Consider the following 24634-nt stretch of genomic DNA (forward strand, 5'->3'; position numbering starts at 1 on the left):
ATATTAACAGTTCTTTAAATTATATTAGAAAAATAGCCTGTCCAAACCAATTTAGAAATATTTATTTAATTCTGGTATAAATTTTTTCTAATAGTCAGTTATCTTTGGGCATGTAGGGCAGAAACTGCCCAAAGTTATATCTTAGAGAAACTTAAGGACTATCTTTGCCATGCAGTTTTGCCTTTAAAAGCTAAAAGTTTTTCATCTTCTACAATAAAATTATAAGGAGAATTTCCTAGCATATCTTTATCTATTTCTAAAGTTAAAGTCTTATAGGTAATAACTTGCATTTGAATTAGACCTTCTTTTGGAGGTATTACATTTAAAAATACTTTATATCCTCCTGGACTCCTAACTATTTTGTCTACAGACATTGAGTATCCTGGTGTTGGAAATTCTTTAGTTATAGTAAGCAACACCTTATCATCATTTTCTTTAATTATCAATTCTTCTTGACTGTTATAAGTTTGAACTATACCCAAAGTATTATATGATATGACTTTCATTTTATCTAATACTCCTTTCACTCTTTGTAAAATAATTATAGCTTCTGCCTGAGATAATTTCCGATCTGGATCAAACTTAGCATTTGAATTTCCTTGAATAATTCCCGGTTTATATAGTCCCATTAATAATTTTATTTCATCTTTATTCATTGTATTAATGTCTTTGAAAGGAAGTTCTACATTTTCTAATAAAATTGTTTCTGTTTCAACTAACTTTTCTCCTAATATGGATACCATATCTCTTCTACTTATGCTTTCATTTAATCCGATACTACTAATATTATATCCATAATCCTTGAGTAAAGAAGCTAAGGAAATAATAAAGTCATGTTCCATCATAGGTGCATTGGGATCAAGTTTTTTAAAGTTTTCTTTAGCTAGATAGGGAAAATAGTAAGCTAAAAATTCCTTATCTATTTCATTTTTAGCCCAATGTGTCATTAATTTGTCCCCCATAGCACCATGGGCTGTCCCAGTCATAGATAATATTAAAACTACAAATAAAACAGAAACCTTTTTTATCACATATACCACCCCTTATAAAAATTCTATTTCCTGTATATATTATAGTATATACCCTTTTCATCTCTTTAATCTTTACATTAAGGTTACAAAATAGAACAAAAAGTTCAGTAGAAACATATTCCTACTGAACTTTTTGTTGAAAACTCTTTAAAATATTCTTATTTTCCATAATAAGATTTTTTCATAAATATCTCTGCTCCTTCGTAGTTGGGAACTCTTGGAGAAAATTGCAATCCTCCCGATTTTAAAGCAGAATCAATATTTTCTTTCATAGCTACTATATATTTATCTTCTTCTATTCCTAAATCTCTAAGCTTTCCCCTATGCCTGTTAAAAATGATGCTATATAAACCTTCTCTCTTGTTTCCTTAAATTCTTCTGAATCACTTTTTCTATTAACAGATGGTATTTTATATAAAAACCCATTTAAATCCAAGGATCTAAATGGGCTTTTAGTGGGGTTATATATTAATTAGTAAGGTGTGGGCTTATTTAGTTAACCAATCTATCAAGTTGTTCCAGAATTTATTATAATATTTCCATTCAGTAAATTCTGGTGGTCCCCAATGAGGAGCACAGTCTGAGGTAAATACTGCTGATTTTCCTTTTCCATATTCTCCTACTGCAATGAAAGGATCACTGTTTATAGTCGCTATTACAGTTCCTTCTTCCTTAAGTATAGTTTTGTTATATCCTAAGAAATGGGGCCAATTTTTATCTATTCCTTCTAAGATTTCATGGTTATTTTCTACTACTGGGTTTATTCCTTGTGGAAACTCTACTCTATCATCCTTTTCTAACATGACTACTGGAAGTATATCCCCTATAGCAGTTTCTCCATATCTAGTTTTCGCATCAATTCCTGTAAAAGACATGTAACCACCTATCATACAAAAAGCTCCACCGTCTTCTACATATTCTTTAATCAAATCACATCTATTTGGATTTTTTAAGCTTTTTACGAAAGTTGAATCTGGTAACAATAAGGTATTAGACCCTATGTCAGATAGTATTACTACGTCATATTTCTTTAATTCTTCCAAGGTATAGGGAAAATCCTCTCCTATCTTATGATTTGGAACATGAATTACCTCATGTCCACCTTCTTCTAAGGCTTCTCTTAGCCATTTTATACCTTCCCCGTAGGAGCTAGTTGTAAATGTATCAAATCCTTTTACATGGATAGTATGAGTAAACCAAGATTCTCCTGCAATTAGTATTCGTTTCAATAAAATCACACTCCTCTATTTAATATTAAATTTAAAAAATAATCCTTTATCTATTTAAGCTACTTTTTTATCAACAATATATTGATTCAATAATACGGCAAAGATAAGTATAAAACCTAAAATTGCTAGCTGCCATATTGAGTTAACATTTGCAATTTGAAGTCCAGAAGAAGTTATAGTAATTATTAAAACAGCCAACATGACGCCACTTAAATTTCCTTCTCCACCTTTTATATTAATACCACCTAATACAGATACTGTTACTGCTTGTAATTCCAATCCATTTCCAACATCTGCTCTAGCAGTCATTAACCAAGAACACATTATTATAGAAGCTATACTAGCTAAAAATCCAGAGTAAGCATATAACGCCATTCTAACCTTTGGTGTATTTATAGTAGCAAGTCTAGCTGCCACGTCATTAGTTCCTACTAAATATACTTTTCTCCCAAAGGATGTTCTCTTTATTATAAAGTAAGTGAATATAAAAATTGGTATAGCTACAAAAAGAACTTGGTTCGGTATTCCAAAAGTATTTTTTTGACCTAATATTCTAAAATATTGTGGGAACCCACTAATTGGTGTACCACCAGTTAAATACAGGGCAAGAGAACTATATATATACATTGTCCCTAATGTTCCAATCAATGGAGGAATCCCTATATAAGCTATCAGAATACCATTTATACACCCTAATAATATTCCTGATAATATTGTTATTATTATGGCAGCACCCATACTAAATCCATTATTAATTGCTAATCCAAACAATACTCCTGATAAGCTAAGAATCGCACCTACAGATAAATCTATTCCTTCATTTCCCGATAAAATTATAAGAGCTTCACCTAAAGCAACTATTGCAAGAACGGCTCCAAATTGAGTTATTTCTAAAAGATTGCTTATACTTAAAAAGTATGGACTAGAAAAAGACAATATTATTATAATAAACAGCAGTAAAGATATTAAAAAACTTGTCCTACTGGTAACAACATTTGTCAATAATTTTTTAATTTTAATCACCCTCTTCACTTCTAATGCTATGCAGCTTTTGCAACCTTCTTCTTATCAAGGAAGAAATCAAATAAGATAGAACCAATAATTAGCATTCCAATAAAAGCATTTTCTAATAATGATGGTACTCCTAAAATTACTATTCCATTTCTTAGAAAGGCTATAAAGAATACACCGGCTAAAGTTCCTATTAAAGACCCTTTTCCACCTTTTCCTTTTACACTAGTACCACCTAAAGTAACTGCTGCTATACATTGTAAGGAAAGTTCTGAACCAATGGTCATCTCTACACTTCCCATTCTGGATATATAAAGTATGGAAGCTAATCCAACCATTAGACCAAGTAAGGAATAAGATATTATTTTTATCTTATTTGCATTGATTCCTAATAGTTCAGCAGATTGAATATTACTGCCAGTTGCATATAGATGTCTTCCAAACGGTCTATACATAGTGATGTAGTAAAATAATGCATAGAAAGCTATAATTACTAGTAAAAGTACTGGAATTCCTAAAATTTTTCCCGTTGTCAACTTTGAAAAAACACTGTTCAATCCAGTAATCCACTTTCCTCCTAGCATCATAAAAATCATGGCTCTCCATATATTCATAGTTGCAAGAGTAACTATTATATCTGGTATCTTGAATTTAGTTATAATCAATCCATTAATAGTACCTAAAATTATGCCAAGACCCATTGCAACTATTAGAACTACAAAATTATTAGAATTTCCTTGTATCATTTTTCCAGCAACTATTGCCACGATTCCCATTGTGGACCCAACAGATAAATCTATTCCACCTAATAACATAACCATAGTCATCCCTATACTTACAAGAGCTATTTCAGCAGAATTTTGTATTACTCTAACAATATTATCTAAAGATAAAAAGTTATCTGCTATCATGCCAAATAGGAGTATCTCTAGTAGCAATAGAATAAATGTTATATATTCTCTTTTACTAGGCTGTGGCACATATTTCCTTAACATTGAATCACTCCTCTATTCCACACCAATTAATTATAGTTAGAGCTATTATCTTAGTAGCTTCAATTAATTTGCTAATTTCTACATATTCATCAGCCTGATGGGCTATTCTAGGTTCTCCTGGTCCAAAATTAACTGTTGGTATTCCTGATTCTATGAGCCATCCCATATCACTATGACAGCTTAATCCTTCTACAGTTATGTCATTATTTATACTCAATGCTGCTTTTTCCATTGTTTGAACAAATGGATTACCATAATCGGTTTCTCCACAATCTGCATCTACAATCCATTGAATTTCAGGTAAGTTCTCTTGAAGCCATGGATCTGTATTAGCTACCTTCATTACAAGGTCTTCAATTTCTTTCTTCACATTACTTCCTAAACCATTCTCATCTTTTTCTGAAGGTAAATATTGAGCATTGAATACTATTTCTGCTTTACTAGCATAAGATGTAGGATATTCTCCTGCGTTAAACTGAGCTATATTAATCTGACATGGTATAGGTAATAGTGGGTGCTTTTTAGTAATAGCCCACTCTTTATTTAAACGTTTAAAATGTTCTAAAAACAATGTGGCTTTATCTATAGCATCTACTGCACCACCAGTTCTCCAATCTTCCTGATCCATTTCAATATGTCCTGCTCTGCCTAAAACCGTTAATTTTCCCCATAAAATACCTCTACATAAAGGAGCAATATTAAGTTTTGTTGGTTCAGTTACTATACATCCATCAGCTCTATATCCTTTATCAACATAGGCTAATGTACCCATACCTCCAGCTTCTTCATCTGAAACACTACCTACGTATACATCACCTCTTAGCTTTATTCCAGACTCTTTTATGGCCTTTACAGCCATTACCATAGCAGCAATTCCACCTTTCATGTCTACTGTTCCTCTACCATAAATTCGGCCATCTTTAATTTCTCCACCAAAAGGGTCTTCCTGCCATTCATCTCCAGCTTTTACTACATCAGCATGTCCAAATAGTAATATGGACTTTCCTCCTCCTGTACCTTTAAGTTCTCCATGTAAATTTGGACGATTTGTAAAATCCCTACCTTCATAGTATCCTGCTTTACCTTCATATTTAGCTAATTCTTTAGCATTAGGTTCCCATAATTCTACGTTCATTCCCATTTCTTCTAAATAATTAGCTAAAAATTCTTGAAATTTCTCTTCATAAATAACGTCTTTATTGTCTTCAAAAAATGGATTTACACTTGGTATCTTTACCATTTCACTTAAAACTTTAGCAATGTCTAATTGATTACTATCAATCCACTCAACAACTTTTTCTTTATAATCCATGAACTTTCCCTCCTTAATCATTTAGACCAACAGATAATTTTAAAACAAGTTCTTCACTTAAATCTTCTCTATTAATGCAGCCAGTAATCTTACCTTGACGCATTGTTACCACTACATCACTTAACATAAGAACTTCTGGCAAATCTGAAGAGATTAATAAAACAGATACACCATTAGCTGCTAAATCCATAATATAATTATGTATTTCAGCTTTAGTTTTTACATCAATACCTCTTGTAGGTTCATCTAAAATTAATAGTTTCGGTTCTTCTAACAGCCAACGACAAAATAATACTTTTTGTTGAGATCCACCACTTAAACTAGTAATTTTAGATTTCATATTATTTGTTTTTATGCTATATTTATCAATATTATTTTCAATAGTATTTTCTTCTTTATTTTTATCTATAACACTTAATTTGTTACAGAAAATATCTATAAAGGATGCACTCATATTATATTGAACAGAATGTAATCCAAATAATCCTTGCACGCCTCTATCTTCAGGTACATAAAAAATCTTCTTACTTACTGCTTCCTTAGGGCTTCTTATATCTATCTTTTGTCCTTCAAAATATATATCTCCATTATCTTTCTTTAAATCTCCAAATATGGTTCTTGCAACTTCAGACCTTCCAGACCCTACTAGACCATACATTCCTAATATCTGTCCACGTTTTATATTGAAAGATACATCTTCAAAATATTTTAAAGATGATAAACCTTTTACATCTATTAATATTGGGGCTTCGCTTAGATCCCTATCTCTATAAGTATCCATATTCACTTCTCTGCCCGACATAGCAGTAATTATTCTATCTTCACTTGCCTCTTCTGGTTTAAGGTTTTCTGTTATTTGTCCATCTCTCAAAACCACTATATTATCGCTTATTTCAATAATCTCTTTTAATCTATGGCTTATATATAAAATACTTACTCCTTTTTCTCTCAGGTCTTCTATTATGCTAAATAGAGTTTCTGTTTCTGCATGACTTAATATAGAAGTTGGCTCATCCAATATTAAAATCTTACACTTTTTAAATATACCTCTTGCAATTAATACTAGTTGTTGGGTTCCAATTGACAGCTCATTCATTCTTTTGGATATTATCTCTTCTGATAATTTAACTAGCTTCAATGCTTCTATAGCCTCTTTGTACATTTTATCCCAATCGATAGTCCCTGATTTATCTATCATTTCACTACCAATAAATAAATTTTCTAAAACTGACATATCTCCAAAAATATTAGGTTCTTGATAAACTATAGATATTCCTTTATTCATTGCTTCTAAGGGTGTATTAAATGTAACAGTTTCTCCTTTATAAAGTATAGAACCTTCATTTGGTTGAAGAGCACCTGCTATTATTTTCATTAAGGTGGATTTCCCAGCACCGTTTTCTCCAACTATTGCCAGTACTTCTCCGTCCTTTACCTTTAAATCTATATTTTTTAAAGCCTTAACTCCTCCAAAGGATTTGCTTATATTCTTTAATTCTAGTGTAATATTACTCAAATGTATTTCACTCCTAACAAGTAAGCAATATCTTCGATTTGAAACACTTTGCTAATGAAAAGAAAAAATCTAAATTCAAATCTTCTATTACTTTACAAGAATATTTTATATCTCAAAAAGGATTTTCCTATGCTGCATTAGATAAAATATTATTAAAACCTTATACAATATAAGAGAAATCCTTTTTGAAATAATAACTTTATTTATAGCTTGTCCAGCACTTTGTTAGTTCTAGTGTAGAACTATTAGAAATCATAATCATCTACATTATCTTTATTGATAACTAGTGGAGGTCCAAGAAGAAGAGTCTTTTCATCCTTTAAGTACTTAACTTTATAGTCTAATCCTGGAACTTCGTTTTCTGGTAAAAACTCTTTTCCTTCAACTAGTTGTTGTCCTGCCCATACAGTTAGGTATCCAAGATCAAATGCATTCCATAGTATAGATTCTTCCATAACACCTGATTCAATAAATGGCTTTACAGTTTGAGGGGAGCCATATCCAATTACAGCAACTTGTCCAGCTTTTCCAGCTTGTTGCACTGCTTGAGCTACTCCAGGTATTGTACTTGAAGCTACTGCGATTATTGCATTGATATCTGAATGTTTAGTCATTAACTCTTGAGCTTGTTTTAAAGCTGATTCACTACTTCCACCTTGTGTGTATCTAACATCTAGTATCTCCATGTTTGGATATTCACTACTTATTCTTTCTTTCATATAGTCTATCCAAAGATTTAAGTTGGTTGCAGTAGATTCGCCTGAAACAACTCCTATTTTCCCTTGGTTACCTAACTGAAGAGCAAGTCTATCAATTAAGGTGTAGCCTAAATCTTTATCCATTGCCTGAGCAACGTAAATCTCTCTTTCACTTGTAGGGCTATCACTATCTGACGTATAAACTTTAATTCCTGCTTCTTTTGCTTTTTCAATTATTGGATTAATTGAAGAACTATCCAATACTGAAATAGAAATTGCATCTACTTTTTGTCTTATTAAACTATCCATAATCTTTGATTGCTCTGGAGCACTTGCTGTTGTTGCTCCTGAGTAAATAAACTCAACACCTAAATCTGCTGCAGCTTTTTGTCCTCCTTCTTCCATTGCTGTAAAGTATGGGATTCCTATTAATTGAGGAATAAATGCAATTTTCTTCTTTGCATCATTTCCAGATGTTTCTTCAGCTTTATCTTTTGTACATCCAGCTAATGAAGTAAGAATAAGTGAAACAGCTAGTACTAGTGTACATAGTTTTTTAAATTTTTTTGACATACTAAAATCTCCTCCTTAAATTTAAATAGTATTAAAACTACTCTCTTTAGCTAGATTCAATTTAAATCTTTTATTAAAAAATATGTATGTCTAGCTAAAAAGTAATAGTAATACCCTTTCTTTGAACAATTTACAACGGTTTATATATATTAATAAATTCTTCTACTTCTAATCTATTGGGTAAAGAATCTTGAGCTCCATTTTTGGTTACAGCTAAAGCAGACACAAAAGTTGCAAACTTAATAGATTCTTCGATACTCTTTCCTTCAACAAGACCTACAGCCAGTCCACCCACGAAAGAATCTCCTGCAGCTGTAGTATCTACTGCTTTAACCTTTTTACTTTCAAAATATTTTAAGCATCCATCCTTTACATATAGACTTCCTTTATTTCCCAAAGTTACTATTAGGTTTTCACAACCTCTTGAATATACTTTCCTTGACAAATCTTCAATATTATCCATAATAAATTCAATTTTACCAGACATCATAGCTAATTCAGTTTCATTAGGAACAAGAATATAAGTTTTCTTAATCAATTCATCTTCTATTCCTTCTAAAGCTGGTGCTGGATTGAAAATTACCTTTACTCCTTTTTCATAACATAAATCTACTACATACTTAACTACGTTATAAGGTATTTCTAATTGAAGTATACAAATTTTACTATTTTCGATAATTGATCTATGTCTTTCTATTTGATCTATAGTTATCTTATTATTAGCTCCAGGATACACTACTATATTATTGTCTCCTAATGGATCTACATTGATGAAGGCTGTCCCAGACATATCTTCATCAATTTCCATTCCACTAACATCAATGTTATTATCCCTTAAATTTTTTAACAAAAGTTCTCCATTTTTATCCTTGCCAACTCTTCCGATCATAGATACTTTAGCTCCAAGACGAGCAGCTGCAACGGCTTGATTGGCTCCTTTTCCGCCAGCATAATGGTGAATATCTGTAGCTAAAAGGGTTTCTCCCACAGCTGGTATATGAGGTACATTGACTACCATATCCATATTTAAACTTCCTACAACTACTATGTCAGACATTAGTATCACTCCTCTATAGATTTAGTACTACCCCTAACAATTAACTGAGGTTTATATATTTGAACATTATCTTTAAGATTTTTATCTTCAATAATGTTAATTAACATTTTAGCTGCTGTAGTACCCATTTCATAATTGGGCTGAGCTACAGTAGTTAAACAAGGTTCTACTATTTCAGATAGATTTAAATTATCAAAGCCTACTATAGATACATCGTCAGGAACTTTTAAGCCTTTACTTTTTAATCCTTTATAAACACCAAAAGCCATCATATCATTAAAGGCAAAAATAGCTGAGTACTCCTTATCTTCAAATTTTTCTACAGCTTTTATTCCACTTTCAAGTTTATAATTCCCTTCATATACTAAGTCTTCACAAAAAGGTACCTCAAACTCTTTCAGAGCTTTTTTAAATCCATTCATTCTATCTATAGCATTTTTTGTATTTGGAGGACCTGTAACACAAGCAATTCTTCTATGACCTAGTTGGAGCAAATGCTTTGCTGCTTCATATCCTCCCTCTAGATTATCAAGAAAAACTCCATGAATAATATCTGCCTCCACATTTTCATCTAGTAGTATAATGGGAGTATCTCCTATGATTTCTCTTACCTTATCTAAATGGATAAATGCACTAGTAGTGAATATAATTCCATCTATATATTTTTCTTTAAGTACTTTTATATACTTTTTTTCTTTATTAAAATCGTTATCTGTGTTACATAATATAAGGCTATAGCCTTTGTTATTAGCTACATCTTCTATAGCTCTAGCAGTCTGTGTATAAAAAGGGTTAGTTATATCTGGAACTATCAGCCCTATTGTTTTAGTTTTCTTAGTTACCAAACTTCTAGCTAGTGCATTAGGTTTATATCCCATTTCTTCAACTAGTCTTAATACCTTATTTCTAGTTTCTTCACTAAAAGAATCACCCTTATTGTTTAGTATCATAGACACAGTTGTAATGGATACGTTCGCTTCTCTTGCTATATCTTTAATGGTAATGGTCATTAATATTTTCCTTTCATAGATTTTATAACGTATTAAAACGATTTATTAAAACGTTTTAACTACTATTATTTGTAATGATATACTATAGTTTTTGAATTGTCAATAAACTAAATAAGAAAATCCTTTAGTTCTTTTCTAAACTAAAGGACTCTCTTATTATTTAGCTTCTCCAAGATATGCTTCTTTTACTCTTTCATCTCTTAATAATTTTTGACCTTCTCCCTCTAAGACTAATCTTCCCGTTTCTAAAACATATCCATAGTCTGCAATTTCCAAAGCCTTTTTAGCGTTTTGTTCTACCAAAAGTATAGTATTACCTTGACTATGAATCTCTTTAATTATATCAAATATATCCTTTACTAATAAGGGAGCCAAGCCTAAAGAAGGTTCATCCATCATTAAAACCTTAGGCTTAATCATCAATGCTCTGCCTACGGCTAACATTTGTTGTTCTCCCCCAGATAAAGTTCCAGCCTTCTGCCAGCTTCTCTCTTTAAGTCTTGGAAATAATTTATAAATCTCTTCAATATCTTTATTTATTCCTGCTTTATCATTTCTAGTATAAGCACCAAGAATTAAGTTTTCTTCCACAGAAAGGTTTACAAAAACTTTTCTTCCTTCAGGTACTAAGACTATTCCCTTTTTAACAATATCCATAGTTTTATGATTTGTTAAGTCTTCATCATCATATTTTATTTTTCCTTCATCTATTTTAATGAGTCCCATAATAGCTCTTAAGGTAGAAGACTTACCAGCTCCATTGGCACCTATTAAGGTTACTATCTTGTTTTCTTCAATGTTTATATCTATACCCCTTAGAGCTTTTATCCCTCCATAACTAACATGTAAATCGGTTATCGAAAGCATTATTCCACCCCCAAGTAAGCTTCTATAACCCTCTCATCATTTTGAATCTCTTGAGGGCTGCCTTGTGATATTAAAGTTCCATGATCCAATACCAATATTTTTTCGCAAATTCCCATTACTACTTCCATATGATGCTCGATTAGAAATATGGTTAAATCAAATTCCTCTTTTATTTCAGCAATAAACTCCATTAACTCTTGGGTTTCTTGAGGATTCATTCCTGCTGCTGGTTCATCTAATAAGAGTAGTTTTGGTTCTGTAGCCAAAGCTCTAGCGATTTCCAACCTTCTTTGTTTACCATAGGGAAGCGAAAAAGCCTTTTCATTCTTTTCCTCATATAGTCCTACTTTTTCTAGTAAATAGAAGGCTTTTTCCATCATCTGTCTTTCCTCATTATTATATTTGGGAAGTCTAATAATAGAGGAAAATACATTAGACTTTAACCTTAGATGGCTTCCTATAAATACATTTTCAACAACTGAGAGTTCCTTAAATAAACGGATGTTTTGAAAAGTTCTGCATATTCCAAGCTTGGCTATTTGATCTGGTCTTAATTTTGATATCTTTTCTTCTTTTCCTTCTGGATCAAATATAATTTCTCCTTCTGTAGGCTTATAAACACCTGTTACTACATTGAAAATCGTAGTTTTTCCTGCTCCATTTGGACCTATTAGTCCAACCACTTGACCATTTTCTATATAACAATTAAAACCATTTACTGCTACAACACCGCCAAATTTCATAGTTACATTATCTATTTTTAGCATAATTTCGCCTCACATCCTTTAGGTTGCTTTTTAACAATCCATCCTTTTTAAATATTACTACCAGCATTAGGATTATTGAAAAAATAACCATCCTCATTCCTGGAATTCCCTGTATAGTCATAAATCCTAGATTAATAGATTCATCTAAAAACCTTAAAGCTTCCATAGCTATGGTTATAACAATGGCTGATATTACAGTACCTTTTATATTTCCCATTCCTCCCAATACTACTATTAAGAGAATATTAAAGGTTAGTGCAAATTTAAACATTGTTGGGTCAATAGTTCCTAGCAATGCCGCTAGTAACCCTCCTCCTACTCCAGCAAAAAAAGAACCTATGGTAAAGCTCATTACTTTATGCTTAAATAAATCTATTCCCATGGACCTAGCTGCAATTTCATCTTCTCGTATAGCCTTAAAAGCTTTTCCGTAGCTTCCCTCCATTAAAAGACCTATAAATATTATAGTAAATACGGCAGTTCCCCAGCTCCACCAAAGATTAGTGTTGCTTGGTATTCCTTTTAATCCTAAAGCTCCATTAGTTATAGATTGAATATTTATAAATACTACTCTTATAATTTCTGAAAAACCTAAAGTAGCTATGGCTAAATAATCATCTGTAAGCTTTAGTACAGGAGCACCTATTAAAAAACCAACTAATGCTGAAATCAAGCCTGCCATAATCAAGGCAGGGAAAAAACTCCATTCCAAATTAGCTAAGAAAGGTACCATAGGTTTCATAAAAAAATTTAATTCTTTCATAGGAACAGACATAGTAAGGATTGCAACGGTATAAGCTCCTATAGCCATAAACCCTGCATGACCTAAAGAAAACAATCCTGTAAAGCCATTAATAAGGTTCATACTTAGACCTAAAATTATATATATTCCACATAAATTTAGTATTCTTATTTTATAAGTATCTAAAACATTTCCAAGTATAAAGAGTAAAATACCAGTAGCAATTATACCTATTAAACTTAATATTATTTTTTTATTTCTCATAAGCTACACCTTCTCTGCAATTTTTTCTCCCATTAAACCTGTTGGCTTAATGAGAAGTATTAGGATTAAAAGAACAAATGCAAAGGCATCCCTATATCCAGTTAATCCTGGAAGAAGGGCAACTAGTAAAATTTCTCCTAGACCTAAGATGAATCCTCCTATTACCGCACCTGTAATATTGCCTATTCCACCTATTACCGCAGCTATAAAACACTTGAGTCCAGGCATAACTCCCATTAAAGGCATTAATTGCGGAAACTTTATTCCCCACATTATTCCTCCCACTGCTGCCAGGAATGAACCTATAAAGAAAGTTATGGATATTATTCTATTTATATTTATTCCCATTAAACTTGCCGTTTCATAATCCTTAGATAAAGCTCTCATAGCCATTCCTGTCTTTGTTTTAGTTATAAAATAAGTTAGAGCTATGAGTAATAAAACAGTTACAATAGGAATTATAAATGTGACCAATCCAGTGGATACTCCTCTTATATTTATAACCTTATTAAACACATCAGGAGTTGGGAAGGCCTTTGGCCTTCCCCCAAAAACTACTATACCTAGATTCTCCAAAAAGAAAGAAGCCCCTATAGCTGATATCAGTATAGTTATTCTTGGTGATCCCCTTAGCGGTTTATATGCTAACTTTTCAAGGAGGAGACCTATTATACCAGTTACAACTGCTGCTAATATAAAAACTATCCACCAAGGTATAGGAGTAAATAAGACCCCATAGTAAGTTATGTATGCTCCTAACATAAATATATCGCCATGAGCAAAATTTATTAGTCTTAATATTCCATAAACCATGGTATAGCCTATAGCTATTAAAGCATAAAGGCTTCCTAAAGATATTCCATTGGTAATATGTTGTAGAATGTTCATACCTTATCCCCCATTTTAGCTAAACTTTTTAATTAGGTTCTACTGTGGTCAAATAAACAAACTTACCTCCATCAACTTTCTTTATTACAGCACTTTTTACAGCATCTCCATTTGTATCTAAAGTAATAGTTCCTGTAGCCCCAACGAAGTCCTTAGTTGTAGCTATATTTTCTTTAATCTTAATAGAATCTGTTGAGTTAGCCCTCTCTATTGCATCTAAAATTACCATATAAGCATCATATCCTAAAGCAGCAAAAGCGTTAGCTTCTTTCTTGTATTTAGCTTCATAATCAGATAAGAAAGTCTTTGATAATTCTGTTACAGGAGCTTCTGATGTAAAGTGAGTACTAAATACAGCCCCTTCTACTGCTGTGCCACCAATATCTATAAATTCTGGAGCTTCCCATGTATCTCCGCCAAGAATTGGTACGTTTATACCTAAGTCCCTAGCTTGTTTAATTAGTAAAGCACATTCTCCATAGTTTCCTGGAGCAAATATTACATCTGGATTTAATCCTTTAACATTTGTAAGTTGTGCTGAAAAATCTTGATCTCCTGTATTATAGGAAGTAATGCCTACAATACTATTATCATCACCAGTTAATTTCTTAAAAGAATCTATAAAATATTTACTTAAACCTACAGAATAATCTTGCTGTACATCTTGAATAATGGCTGCTTTCTTAGCTCCTAAGTCATTAAATGCATAATTAGCCATTACAGTACCTTGGAATGGGTCTATAAAACATACTCTAAAATAATAATCATTGTTTAAAGTTACCAACGGATTGGTTGGTGAACATCCTACTGCTGGAACTCTAGCATTTTTAACTATATCTCCTGCTGCCATAGATAAGGAACTACTATAACTACCTATAATTGCAACAACTTTGTCCTTTTCTATTAGTCTAGATGCAGCATTGGCTGCTTCTACCTTGTCACTTTTGTTATCCACTATTACTAATTCTACCTTTTTCCCCAAAACCTCGCTTCTTGTTTCATTGGCAAGTTTAATGCCTTCTACTGTCATTTCTCCACCTGCTGCACTAGAGCCAGTCATAGGTTCAAATACACCTATTTTTATAACCTCTTCGTCATCTCCACCTGCTGTTTCCTTGGAAGCACATCCTGAAAGAGATGCTGCTACCAGTAAAACTGATAAAAATATTAACCCTATTTTCTTTTTCATTTAAAAGCTCCTCCTTTTAAATATATTTAAAGACATGTTTGTAGACATGTCTTTGGCTCAAATTTTTCAGTGAAGTAAGCAGGACTATTAATTGAATCTGAATTTTTGTATTTTTGGGAATATTCTTTTTATATACTTTAGTATAATACCTCAATCAAGCAAAGTCAATGGTGTGGTACTTTAAATTAATGATATATTAAATTTTTGTATAAATATAGAGGACTTTGGAAAGTTTTGTATAATTATATATAAAGGAAAATATAAATATAAGGAGCTGACAAGATGAATTTAAAGCTAAAAAAACCTAAACTCTTTGAAAACAAAATCAAAAAAAATAAGAGTGAAGAAAAGAAATCTAATAGTTTTTTTAGGAAAATTAAAACGAGAAAAAATAGAAACAATATTTCTGGGAAAAATAAGATTAAAGAAAAGATAAATACATCTCAAAGCATTAGTAAAAATTTAATTTTATCCGTTACCTTAATTATTATTTGTCTTACTGCAGCTTTAGGATCTTCCTCCTTTATTATATCTAAAAGATCTTTAGTGAACTCATCCAATGAAATTCTTTTTAACAAAGCTAAAGATGCAGCCAATTTAGTAAATGAAAGAATACAAAAATATACTGTTGCCTTAGAAACTTTAGGTAATTTAGAATTTATGGGAGATGAAAACGTTCCTTTTGAAGATAAAATTGAAATATTAAAACAGGAAAAAGGTAGACTTAAATATTCTGGAATTGGTATTGCTGATGTTAGAGGAACTTTAATATTGGATGATGGTATTGAATTAGATGTTTATGAGCAAGAATTTTTCCAAAAATCTAAAATGGGCTATTCCTACTTTTCAGAACCTTTTAAAAGAGAAGAAACTGGAAAAACTGAAGTTGCAATTGCAGTACCTTTAAAACATAAAGGAATGATTATAGGTTCTGTTGTAGCTTTTAAAAGTGCCGATGAATTTTATTATATTGCAAATGATATAAAAATTGGCGAAGAAGGCTTTGCTTACATATTAGATGATAACGCTGATATAATTTCCCATCCTACAATAGTCTCTCATGCTAGTAGTGCTGGAGGAGTTAATTTTAATAGTTTAAGAGACAGAACAACAGCTGAATCCAAAGAAGATTTAGAATCTATAATAAATGGTATTGATAATAAAGTACCTGGTACTGGAAAGTACATTGAAGATGGAGATGTTATTCACTTAGGTTATGCTCCTATTAAGTCAAAGGGATGGACTTTGATTGTAAATATTAAAGAAAAAGAAATATTAGCAAGCTTGGTCTCTTTGAAAAGAACTTTAATCATTACAGCTACAGTTTCTCTAATAATTGGTCTATTTGTTTCTTCTTTATCCAGCCAAAGAATTGCTAGAAAAATTGTGGATATTAGTAATAAAACTAAAGTCTTATCTGATTTAGATTTAAGTTTTAACGTTGACGAAAACTCCCTACGAAGAAAAGATGAACTTGGTTTAATGGCTCGATCTATACAAACTGTAATAGATAATATGAGAAACTTTGCCCTTGAGGTCCAAGAATCTTCTCAACATGTGGCTGCTTCCTCTGAAGAATTAGCTGCTATATCACAACAATCTGCAGCATCTTCTGCTAGTGTAGCTGAAGCTGCTAATGAAATAGCTCAACAATCCGATACTCAATTACAAGAAATTTTAGGTGTATCTACTAGTATGCAAAAGGTAGCCCAACAATTTATGTTTGTTTTAGAACAGTTTAATTTAGTCGAAAGTCTCACTAAAAATGCTTATGATAGTACAGAAAGTGGTAAAAAGATAATTGATGAAGTTATTGGTCAGATGGGAAATATTAAAAATAGTACCAATGAGGTTAAAAATTCTTTATTAAGTATCAATGATAGCTCTAAAAGAATGGATGAAATTCTCGTAGTAATTCAAAACGTAGCAAAAGAAACAAATTTACTTGCTTTAAATGCAGCTATTGAAGCAGCTAGAGCTGGAGAATATGGTAGAGGTTTTGCTGTTGTTGCTGATGAAATTAGAAAATTAGCAGAAGAAACTCAAAAATCTACAGAAGAAATAAATAATCTTATTAAGAATAATCATTCTTTAATCCTAGATGCAAATAAAAATATGGAATTTAGCCACACACAAGTAGACAAAGGTATAGAAAAAGTCAACGAAACTAAGAATACTTTTGATGATATTGCTGCAATTATTGAAAAAGTGGCTGAAGAAGTAACTAGAAGCAACGAATCTATAATAAGTGTAGAAGGCAATTTAAGTGATGCAGTATTTGCTATAGCCAATACAGAAACCATAACTAGAGAAGTAACAAGCCAAATACAAAATGTGTCAGCGGCTACAGAAGAACAAATGGCATCTATGGATGAAATTACTTCATCAACAGATTCCTTAGCAAAACTTTCTGATGAACTACAAGAAATTATTAAACATATTAAATTATAAAAAGTCTTTATTTAATTATTTTTTATCAAATAAGATAATCCCCTCTTTTTCAGTGATAATGTGAAAAAAGAGGGGATTATTGGCTTATTTTGTTAAAAATCTTATAATTCATATAGAGGAATCTGAAAAGTTTTGTATAATAGGATATATATAGTAAAATATAAGGAGCTGACGAAATGAATTCATGGTTAAAAAAATCTAATCCATTCAAAGTAAAATTTAAAGAAAGTAAACTCAAAAATAAAAAAGTTAAGAACAAAGACCCTAAGGACAAAAAATTTAAATTTAAAAAGATCAAGGGTAATGAGCTTAAGATTAACAAACTTACAACTAAGAGTATTAGTAAAAGCATGATTTTATCTGTTACATTTGTTATTGTATATCTTACAATAGCTCTAGGATCTTCCTCCTTTATTATATCTAAAAATTCTTTAGTAGACTCAGTAAATGAATTGCTTTTAAATAAAGCTACGGATGCGGCCAACTTAGTTGGTGAAAGAATCCAAAGGTATAGCATAGCTTTAGAAACCCTGGGAAACTTAGAGGATATGGGAGATGAAAATATCCCTTGGGAAGAAAAGGTAAAAATATTAAATGAAGAAAAAAGTAGACTCAGATTTTCTAACATTGGAATTGCAGATGTTAAAGGAAATTTAATATTAGATGACGGTACTAAATTAAATGTTTATGAACAAGAGTTTTTCCAAAGAGCTAAAATGGGCTACTCTCATTTTTCAGAACCTTTTAAAAGAGAAGAAACTGGAAAAACTGAAGTTGCAATTTCAGCACCAGTTAGACATAAAGGAATGATTATAGGTTCCATCGTAGCCTTTAAAAGTGCTGATGAATTTTATTATATTACAAATGATGTAAAAATAGGTGAATCGGGTTTTGCTTACATACTAGATGAACAAGCCGATGTAATTTCTCACCCTACAGTAGTTTCTAATTCTAGTAACGAAAATGTTATTAATTTTAATAGTTTAAGAGAAAGAGTAACTGAAAAGTCTAAAAATGATCTAGAATCTATTATAAACAGTATTGTTGGAAAAATTTCTGGTACTGGTAAATATACTGCAGATGGGGAAACTATGTACTTAGGTTATGCACCTATTAAATTTAAAGGATGGACCGTTATTGTAAACGTTAATGAAAAAGAAGCTTTGGCAGGTTTAACAGGTCTACGAAGAACTTTAATTAAAACATCTATTGTTTCCTTAGTAATTGGTTTATTCATTTCTTATTTCTCAAGTCAAAGAATTGCTAAAAGAATAGTAGACATTAGTAGTAAAACTAAGACTTTAGCAGATTTAGATTTGAGATTTAGTGTTGACGAAAAATCTTTGCAACGAGAAGATGAGATAGGCTTAATGGCTAGATCCATACAAACCGTAATTGATAGTATGAGAAGCTTTGCCCTTGAAGTCCAAGAGTCTTCTCAGCATGTAGCTGCTTCCTCGGAAGAACTAGCTGCTATATCACAACAATCTGCTGCAGCTTCCACTAGTGTAGCTGAAGCTGCTAATGAGATAGCTCAACAATCTGATGTTCAATTACAAGAAATTTTAGGTGTGTCTTCTGCTATGCAAGAGGTGGCTAAACAGTTTATGCTGGTTATGGAACAAGCTAAATTAGTGGATGGTCTAAGTAAATCTTCCCATGATAGTACAGAAAAGGGTAAAGAAATGATTGATGAAGTTATTGGACAAATGGATAATATTAAAGACAGTACTAGTAGAGTTAAAAATTCTTTAGTAAATATCAATGATAGCTCTAAAAAAATGGATGAAATCCTTGTAGTAATTCAAAGTGTAGCAGAAGAAACAAACTTACTTGCTTTAAATGCAGCTATTGAAGCAGCTAGAGCTGGAGAATATGGTAGAGGTTTTGCTGTTGTTGCTGATGAAATTAGAAAATTAGCAGAACAAACTCAAAAATCTACAGAAGAAATAAACAATCTTATTAAAAATAACCATTCTCTAATTGTGGATGCAAATAAAAACATGGAATTTAGCAATACGGAAGTAAATAAAGGTATAGAAAAAGTTAATGAAACTAAAAATACTTTTGATGAAATAGCTGAAATGATAAAAGAAGTAGCCGAAGGAATGGCTAAGAGTAGTGAATCTGTAGCAAAAGTAGAAGACAGTCTAGAAGATGCTGTATTTGCTATAGCTAATACAGAGACTATTACTAGAGAAGTAGCAGGACAAGTCCAAAATGTATCAGCTGCTACCCAAGAGCAAACTGCATCTGCGGAAGAAATCACTTCCTCAACAGAAGCCTTAGCAAAACTTGCTGATGAACTACAGGAAATTATTAAACATATTAAATTATAGAAAATCTTTACTTTCTATAGACTATAAAGTAAGTTCCTCTTTTGTTGATAGACACCAAAAGAGGAACTTACTTATTTAACAAAGACTATATTTCCATTCTTATACACATTATATCTATATTTATGATCTAAAGAACTTTAAAAACTGTTCACTACAAGTAGAAATATGTCTGTCTTTCATCCATATTGCAGCTATTTGAGTCGTTAAAAATGGTTCTTCAATTTCCTTGTATTTCAATTGCATGCTTCCGACAAGCTTTATAGCAGATTTCGGAACAATAGCTGTTCCCAGACCAGTATCTGCCCATAATAGCGTAGTTCTAGCATCATCATTTTTACATATTATTCTGGGTTCAAACCTAGCTTTTCTACACAATTCCAATATAAGCTCTTCAAATCTTCTATATATTATTAAAGGTTTTTCTTTGAGTTCTTCCAAACGTATGGTATTGCTACCTTCCCAATATAAGTCTTCCCTCATTGCAGCTACCATAGGTTCCATAGGTAGTAATATAGATTCATAGCTATCTATATCGAAAGGAGTCCTAACAATACCAATTTCAATTACTCCGTTATTAAGTAGTTCCAATATCTTATATGTGTTCCCATCCCATATTTCAAAATTTACAAGAGGATATTTTTTATGAAAATTATTTATCCTATCATTCAAAATGGCTGTCCCTGATGAAGATACTGCACCGATTCTTAAAGTTCCGCATAGCCCTTCATTAAAATCTTTCAATTCTCTAACAGTAGATTCTGTTAATTGAATTATTTGTTCTGCCCTATTCTTTAACATTTTCCCTGCATCTGTAAGCTGAATTTTTTTACTTCCCCTTTCAACTAACTTTACTCCTAGTTCATCTTCAAGGAGCTTCAGCTGTCTGCTCAAATGGGGCTGAGCCAAATGCAATTTTTTCGCTGCTTTAGTTATTTGCTCTTCTTCTGTAATAGCAATAAAATATTTTAGCTGTCTAATATCCATATATTTATCACCTATTATTATATACTTTTTAAGCATACTACTATGCACATATAAGTATTTTTTGTATGTTCATTTCCTTGATATAATCATACATATAATATCCATTTAAGTCAAAGTTAAAATATTATTAATTTTCTTTTAAACTTTTAAGTATTTGAAACAGGAGGGATGCTGCTTTGTTTAAACTTGCACATTTTTTAAAACCTTATAAGAAGGAAGTTATTCTAGGTCCCTTTTTTAAGCTTCTAGAAGCTATTTTTGAACTTATGATACCTACCCTTATGGCATTGATTATTGATAATGGGATTAAATTAGGGGATAAATCTTATATCTTAAAAATTGGATCAATAATGATCCTTATGGCAATTATAGGAATGGGTTGTGCCTTTACGTGCCAATACTATGCAGCCAAAGCCTCTCAAGGATTTGGAACTAAAATTAGAAAAGCTCTTTTCCAACATATAGGAACCCTTTCTTATAGTGAAATTGATACAATAGGTACCTCATCCCTTATAAACAGAATAACCAACGACGTAAATCAGCTTCAATTAGCAGTAGCTATGTTGATACGCTTGGTAATACGGGCACCTTTCCTTTGTATCGGCGGATTGATTATGGCTATGATATTGGATTTTAAATTATCTATTGTAATAATATTTCTTCTACCAATATTCACATTTATACTGTATTTAATAATGTATAAATCAGTGCCATTATATAAAACCGTACAAAAAAAATTAGACAATTTAGCTCAAACCTTAAGAGAAAACTTATCAGGCGTTAGAGTAGTAAGAGCTTTTGCTAAAATAGATTATGAAAAGACTCGATTTGAATATTCAAATAAAAACCTTACTGAGGATATGATAAAAGTAGGCAATATATCTAGTTTGTTAAATCCTGCAACGGCTCTTATTACTAATTTTGCAGTTCTTGCAGTAATATGGTACGGAGGCTTTAGAATAAATATTGGAGAAATGACTCAAGGACAGGTAATAGCCTTTATAAATTATATAAATCTCATTGTATTAGCTCTTATAGTAGTAGCAAATCTTGTAATCATATTTACAAGGGCTTCTGCATCGGCTGCTAGAGTTAATGAAATACTTGAAATGGAACCTTCTATAAATGATCCTTCTATTTCTAATGATTATATTTCCTTAAAAGATTCTAATAATGTAGTAGAATTTAGAAATGTTTCTTTTTATTACAAGAATTCTAAGGAGCCAACTTTAAAAGATATCTCCTTCAATATAAAAACAGGAGATGTTGTTGGGATAGTAGGTGTAACAGGATCTGGTAAGTCAACATTATTAAATCTTATACCTCGTTTCTATGATACTTTCAAGGGTACAGTTTTAGTAAATGGAATTGATGTAAAAGAATATCCTCAAGAAGAACTTAGAAAAAAGATTGGACTTGTACCACAAAAATCTGTGTTATTCTCAGGTACAATATCTGAAAATATAAGATGGGGATTAGAGAATGCAACTGTTACTGAAGTTCAATTAGCTGCTGAAATTTCTCAAGCTTCTGACTTTATAGAAGATTTCCCAGACAAATATAATACTGTTTTATCTCAAGGTGGCGTTAACTTGTCTGGAGGACAAAGACAAAGAATTGCTATTGCACGAGCCTTAGTAGGTAAACCAGAAATCTTAATATTAGATGACAGTCTTAGTGCATTGGATTATTCCACAGATGCAGCTTTGCGAAAATCTCTTAAAGAAAATATCCATAATGCCTCTATTATAATAGTTTCCCAGAGAGTTAGTGCGGTAAAAAATTCAGATTCTATAATAGTTTTAGATGATGGAAAAATAGTGGGAATAGGTAACCATGATTCCCTCATGGAATCGTGTATTACCTATAGAGAAATCTATTTATCTCAACTTGATAGGAAGGAGAATACTTATGGAAGCCCAAGTTTTGAAACGACTTTTTAAATATGTAGGTAAATATAAATTATATATCTTTTTCGCTTTACTCTTTGCATTAATAAGCAATATCTTATTTCTCATTTCTCCTTATTTTACTGGAAAGGCTATTGATAATATGATAGGACAGGGTAAAGTTGACTTTAACTCACTACTAAAGATAGCAATGATTTTGATATTTATATATATTACTAGTTCCTTATTTAACCTACTGCAGTTAAGATTGGTAAACCTTATTTCAAATAATACAGTTAGAAATATAAGAAGAGATGTTTTTAATAAAATAAGTACTCTTCCATTAAATTATTTTGATACAAATTCTCATGGAGATATAATGAGTAAATTTACTAATGATATTGAGTTTATTTCAGAGGGATTACTTCAAGGTATTAATCAGCTTTTTTCTGGAATAGTTATTATCTTCGGTTCTCTAGGTTTTATGATTTTTCTAAGTATCCCCATAACTTTAATAGTAGTGTTAATAACGCCTGTATGTTTCTATATTGCATCCTTTATTGCAAGAATGTCTAATAAAATGTTTAGAGACCAATCTATAGTAATTGGAGAACTAAATGGATATGTAGAAGAAATAATAGGAAATCAAAAAATAGTTAAAGCTTTTAATTATGAATCTCGTTCTCTTGAAAGATTCGAAGAAATAAATACTCTTCTTTATGAACATGGAAGAGCTGCACAATTTTATTCTTCTCTAACAAATCCTTCAACTAGATTTATTAATAATCTCTCATATATTATGGTTTGTATTATAGGTGGTATAATGTCAATATCCGGATATATTTCCATTGGAAAAATATCTAGTTTTTTAATTTACTCTACTCAATTCTCTAAACCTATAAATGAAATAACAAGTATAATTTCTCAGTTCCAAGCTGCAATGGCTTCTGCTGAAAGAATATTTGAAGTTCTAGATGAAGAATCAGAGCCAGTAGAAGATGAAAGTATACCAGTTCTTGAAAATTGTAGAGGTAATATAGTGTTTGATAATGTAAACTTTTCATATAATAAAAATAAACCTTTAATTCAAAATCTTAATATTAATATCCCTCAAGGAAGTACCATAGCCATTGTAGGGCCTACTGGTGCAGGTAAAACCACTTTAATAAATCTTCTAATGAGATTTTATGATGTAGATAGTGGTGAGATTTTAATCGATGGTATTAATATTAAAAACTTAAAAAAGGATAGTATCAGACGTTCTTTTGGAATGGTACTACAAGATAGCTGGTTATTTACTGGAACTATACGTGATAACATAGTTTATGGAAAGCCTGATGCTAGTGATGAAGAGGTAAAAGAAGTTTTAAAAAAATCTCATTGTGATAGTTTCGTTAAGAAACTACCCAACGGATATAATACAATAATTACAGAGAATGAAGGTAATTTATCTCAAGGAGAAAAACAATTATTGACAATTGCAAGAGCCATGCTTGTTGATCCCCCTATGTTAATTTTAGATGAAGCCACTAGTAATATTGATACTCTTACAGAAATAAAAATTCAACAAGGCTTTTTAGAGCTAATGAAAGGGCGAACCAGTTTTGTTATAGCCCATAGATTATCAACTATTATAGACGCAGACTTAATTTTAGTCATGAAAAGTGGTAAAATTATAGAACAAGGAAACCATAGGGAATTGTTAAGTAAAAAAGGTTTTTATGAGAAACTTTATAATAGTCAATTTATATCCTCTACTGGGAAATAATTTAATTCTAGATTACTTTTCATAAAAGATATCAATTAAAGTTATAATTAAGTA

Annotated in this window: 20 protein-coding genes; 4 read left to right on the forward strand and 16 right to left on the reverse strand. The window is 31.3% G+C overall.

The window, feature by feature from the left end:
• Positions 1 to 158: 158 nt before the first annotated feature.
• The 15 genes from KQI42_RS20830 to KQI42_RS02585 all read right to left on the reverse strand — a co-directional run bounded on the left by KQI42_RS20830 (position 159) and on the right by KQI42_RS02585 (position 15149).
• The gene (locus KQI42_RS20830; protein WP_216516423.1) at positions 159 to 1031 is read right to left on the reverse strand and encodes an S-layer homology domain-containing protein; all 873 of its coding nucleotides are present in this window, start codon (positions 1029 to 1031) and stop codon (positions 159 to 161) included.
• Between the two features lie 301 nt (positions 1032 to 1332).
• Positions 1333 to 1467 carry a hypothetical protein gene (locus KQI42_RS21195; RefSeq protein WP_281420255.1) on the reverse strand — a complete coding sequence of 45 codons (135 nt, stop codon included), beginning with the start codon at positions 1465 to 1467 and terminating at the stop codon, positions 1333 to 1335.
• Between the two features lie 52 nt (positions 1468 to 1519).
• Positions 1520 to 2260, reverse strand: a complete 741-nt coding sequence (locus KQI42_RS02525) for a glutamine amidotransferase (protein ID WP_216516425.1) — start codon at positions 2258 to 2260, stop codon at positions 1520 to 1522.
• Between the two features lie 54 nt (positions 2261 to 2314).
• A complete protein-coding gene (locus KQI42_RS02530) occupies positions 2315 to 3283 on the reverse strand; it encodes an ABC transporter permease (protein ID WP_216516427.1) in 969 nt (322 codons plus the stop codon).
• A gap of 17 nt (positions 3284 to 3300) precedes the next feature.
• On the reverse strand, positions 3301 to 4266 hold the full coding sequence (locus KQI42_RS02535) for an ABC transporter permease (RefSeq protein ID WP_216516429.1): 966 nt from the start codon (positions 4264 to 4266) through the stop codon (positions 3301 to 3303).
• A 4-nt stretch (positions 4267 to 4270) separates the two neighbouring features.
• Positions 4271 to 5578 (reverse strand): ArgE/DapE family deacylase, encoded by a 1308-nt coding sequence (locus KQI42_RS02540; protein ID WP_216516431.1) that lies wholly within the window; start codon positions 5576 to 5578, stop codon positions 4271 to 4273.
• Positions 5579 to 5591: 13 nt separating this feature from the next.
• On the reverse strand, positions 5592 to 7094 hold the full coding sequence (locus KQI42_RS02545; protein WP_216516433.1) for a sugar ABC transporter ATP-binding protein: 1503 nt from the start codon (positions 7092 to 7094) through the stop codon (positions 5592 to 5594).
• Between the two features lie 245 nt (positions 7095 to 7339).
• Positions 7340 to 8365 (reverse strand): autoinducer 2 ABC transporter substrate-binding protein, encoded by a 1026-nt coding sequence (locus tag KQI42_RS02550; RefSeq protein ID WP_216516435.1) that lies wholly within the window; start codon positions 8363 to 8365, stop codon positions 7340 to 7342.
• Between the two features lie 130 nt (positions 8366 to 8495).
• Positions 8496 to 9422, reverse strand: coding sequence for a ribokinase (rbsK, locus tag KQI42_RS02555; protein ID WP_216516437.1), 927 nt, complete (start codon positions 9420 to 9422; stop codon positions 8496 to 8498).
• Between the two features lie 5 nt (positions 9423 to 9427).
• On the reverse strand, positions 9428 to 10432 hold the full coding sequence (locus KQI42_RS02560) for a LacI family DNA-binding transcriptional regulator (protein ID WP_216516439.1): 1005 nt from the start codon (positions 10430 to 10432) through the stop codon (positions 9428 to 9430).
• Positions 10433 to 10588: 156 nt separating this feature from the next.
• Entirely contained in the window at positions 10589 to 11299 is a 711-nt protein-coding gene (locus tag KQI42_RS02565; RefSeq protein ID WP_216516440.1) for an ABC transporter ATP-binding protein, read from the reverse strand.
• A complete protein-coding gene (locus KQI42_RS02570; RefSeq protein WP_216516441.1) occupies positions 11299 to 12066 on the reverse strand; it encodes an ABC transporter ATP-binding protein in 768 nt (255 codons plus the stop codon). Before KQI42_RS02570 ends, KQI42_RS02565 begins: the two co-directional genes overlap by 1 nt.
• Entirely contained in the window at positions 12050 to 13072 is a 1023-nt protein-coding gene (locus KQI42_RS02575) for a branched-chain amino acid ABC transporter permease (RefSeq protein ID WP_216516442.1), read from the reverse strand. Before KQI42_RS02575 ends, KQI42_RS02570 begins: the two co-directional genes overlap by 17 nt.
• A gap of 3 nt (positions 13073 to 13075) precedes the next feature.
• On the reverse strand, positions 13076 to 13960 hold the full coding sequence (locus KQI42_RS02580; RefSeq protein WP_216516443.1) for a branched-chain amino acid ABC transporter permease: 885 nt from the start codon (positions 13958 to 13960) through the stop codon (positions 13076 to 13078).
• 28 nt (positions 13961 to 13988) lie between these two features.
• Positions 13989 to 15149 (reverse strand): ABC transporter substrate-binding protein, encoded by a 1161-nt coding sequence (locus KQI42_RS02585; protein ID WP_216516444.1) that lies wholly within the window; start codon positions 15147 to 15149, stop codon positions 13989 to 13991.
• Positions 15150 to 15431: 282 nt separating this feature from the next.
• On the opposite strand from KQI42_RS02585, the gene KQI42_RS02590 reads away from it, so the two are divergent.
• Both KQI42_RS02590 and KQI42_RS02595 read left to right on the forward strand, forming a co-directional pair.
• Positions 15432 to 17600, forward strand: coding sequence for a methyl-accepting chemotaxis protein (locus KQI42_RS02590; protein ID WP_216516446.1), 2169 nt, complete (start codon positions 15432 to 15434; stop codon positions 17598 to 17600).
• 176 nt (positions 17601 to 17776) lie between these two features.
• Positions 17777 to 19939 (forward strand): methyl-accepting chemotaxis protein, encoded by a 2163-nt coding sequence (locus tag KQI42_RS02595; RefSeq protein ID WP_216516448.1) that lies wholly within the window; start codon positions 17777 to 17779, stop codon positions 19937 to 19939.
• Positions 19940 to 20059: 120 nt separating this feature from the next.
• Here KQI42_RS02595 and KQI42_RS02600 read toward each other — a convergent pair whose 3' ends face one another.
• Positions 20060 to 20923, reverse strand: coding sequence for a LysR family transcriptional regulator (locus KQI42_RS02600; protein ID WP_216516450.1), 864 nt, complete (start codon positions 20921 to 20923; stop codon positions 20060 to 20062).
• 176 nt (positions 20924 to 21099) lie between these two features.
• On the opposite strand from KQI42_RS02600, the gene KQI42_RS02605 reads away from it, so the two are divergent.
• Both KQI42_RS02605 and KQI42_RS02610 read left to right on the forward strand, forming a co-directional pair.
• The gene (locus KQI42_RS02605) at positions 21100 to 22866 is read left to right on the forward strand and encodes an ABC transporter ATP-binding protein (RefSeq protein WP_216516452.1); all 1767 of its coding nucleotides are present in this window, start codon (positions 21100 to 21102) and stop codon (positions 22864 to 22866) included.
• The gene (locus KQI42_RS02610; RefSeq protein ID WP_216516454.1) at positions 22835 to 24580 is read left to right on the forward strand and encodes an ABC transporter ATP-binding protein; all 1746 of its coding nucleotides are present in this window, start codon (positions 22835 to 22837) and stop codon (positions 24578 to 24580) included. Before KQI42_RS02605 ends, KQI42_RS02610 begins: the two co-directional genes overlap by 32 nt.
• Positions 24581 to 24634: the final 54 nt, after the last annotated feature.

This window comes from Tissierella simiarum (assembly GCF_018917865.1).
Lineage (GTDB): Bacteria > Bacillota > Clostridia > Tissierellales > Tissierellaceae > Tissierella_C > Tissierella_C simiarum.

Excerpts from the sequence above, each read along its gene's own strand:
- KQI42_RS02535 (WP_216516429.1), bottom strand. The coding sequence starts at position 4,266 with ATGTTAAGGAAATATGTGCCACAGCCTAGTAAAAGAGAATATATAACA.
- KQI42_RS02540 (WP_216516431.1), bottom strand. The coding sequence starts at position 5,578 with ATGGATTATAAAGAAAAAGTTGTTGAGTGGATTGATAGTAATCAATTA.
- KQI42_RS02550 (WP_216516435.1), bottom strand. The coding sequence starts at position 8,365 with ATGTCAAAAAAATTTAAAAAACTATGTACACTAGTACTAGCTGTTTCA.
- rbsK (WP_216516437.1), bottom strand. The coding sequence starts at position 9,422 with ATGTCTGACATAGTAGTTGTAGGAAGTTTAAATATGGATATGGTAGTC.
- KQI42_RS02560 (WP_216516439.1), bottom strand. The coding sequence starts at position 10,432 with ATGACCATTACCATTAAAGATATAGCAAGAGAAGCGAACGTATCCATT.
- KQI42_RS02565 (WP_216516440.1), bottom strand. The coding sequence starts at position 11,299 with ATGCTTTCGATAACCGATTTACATGTTAGTTATGGAGGGATAAAAGCT.
- KQI42_RS02570 (WP_216516441.1), bottom strand. The coding sequence starts at position 12,066 with ATGCTAAAAATAGATAATGTAACTATGAAATTTGGCGGTGTTGTAGCA.
- KQI42_RS02575 (WP_216516442.1), bottom strand. The coding sequence starts at position 13,072 with ATGAGAAATAAAAAAATAATATTAAGTTTAATAGGTATAATTGCTACT.
- KQI42_RS02580 (WP_216516443.1), bottom strand. The coding sequence starts at position 13,960 with ATGAACATTCTACAACATATTACCAATGGAATATCTTTAGGAAGCCTT.
- KQI42_RS02585 (WP_216516444.1), bottom strand. The coding sequence starts at position 15,149 with ATGAAAAAGAAAATAGGGTTAATATTTTTATCAGTTTTACTGGTAGCA.
- KQI42_RS02590 (WP_216516446.1), top strand. The coding sequence starts at position 15,432 with ATGAATTTAAAGCTAAAAAAACCTAAACTCTTTGAAAACAAAATCAAA.
- KQI42_RS02595 (WP_216516448.1), top strand. The coding sequence starts at position 17,777 with ATGAATTCATGGTTAAAAAAATCTAATCCATTCAAAGTAAAATTTAAA.
- KQI42_RS02600 (WP_216516450.1), bottom strand. The coding sequence starts at position 20,923 with ATGGATATTAGACAGCTAAAATATTTTATTGCTATTACAGAAGAAGAG.
- KQI42_RS02610 (WP_216516454.1), top strand. The coding sequence starts at position 22,835 with ATGGAAGCCCAAGTTTTGAAACGACTTTTTAAATATGTAGGTAAATAT.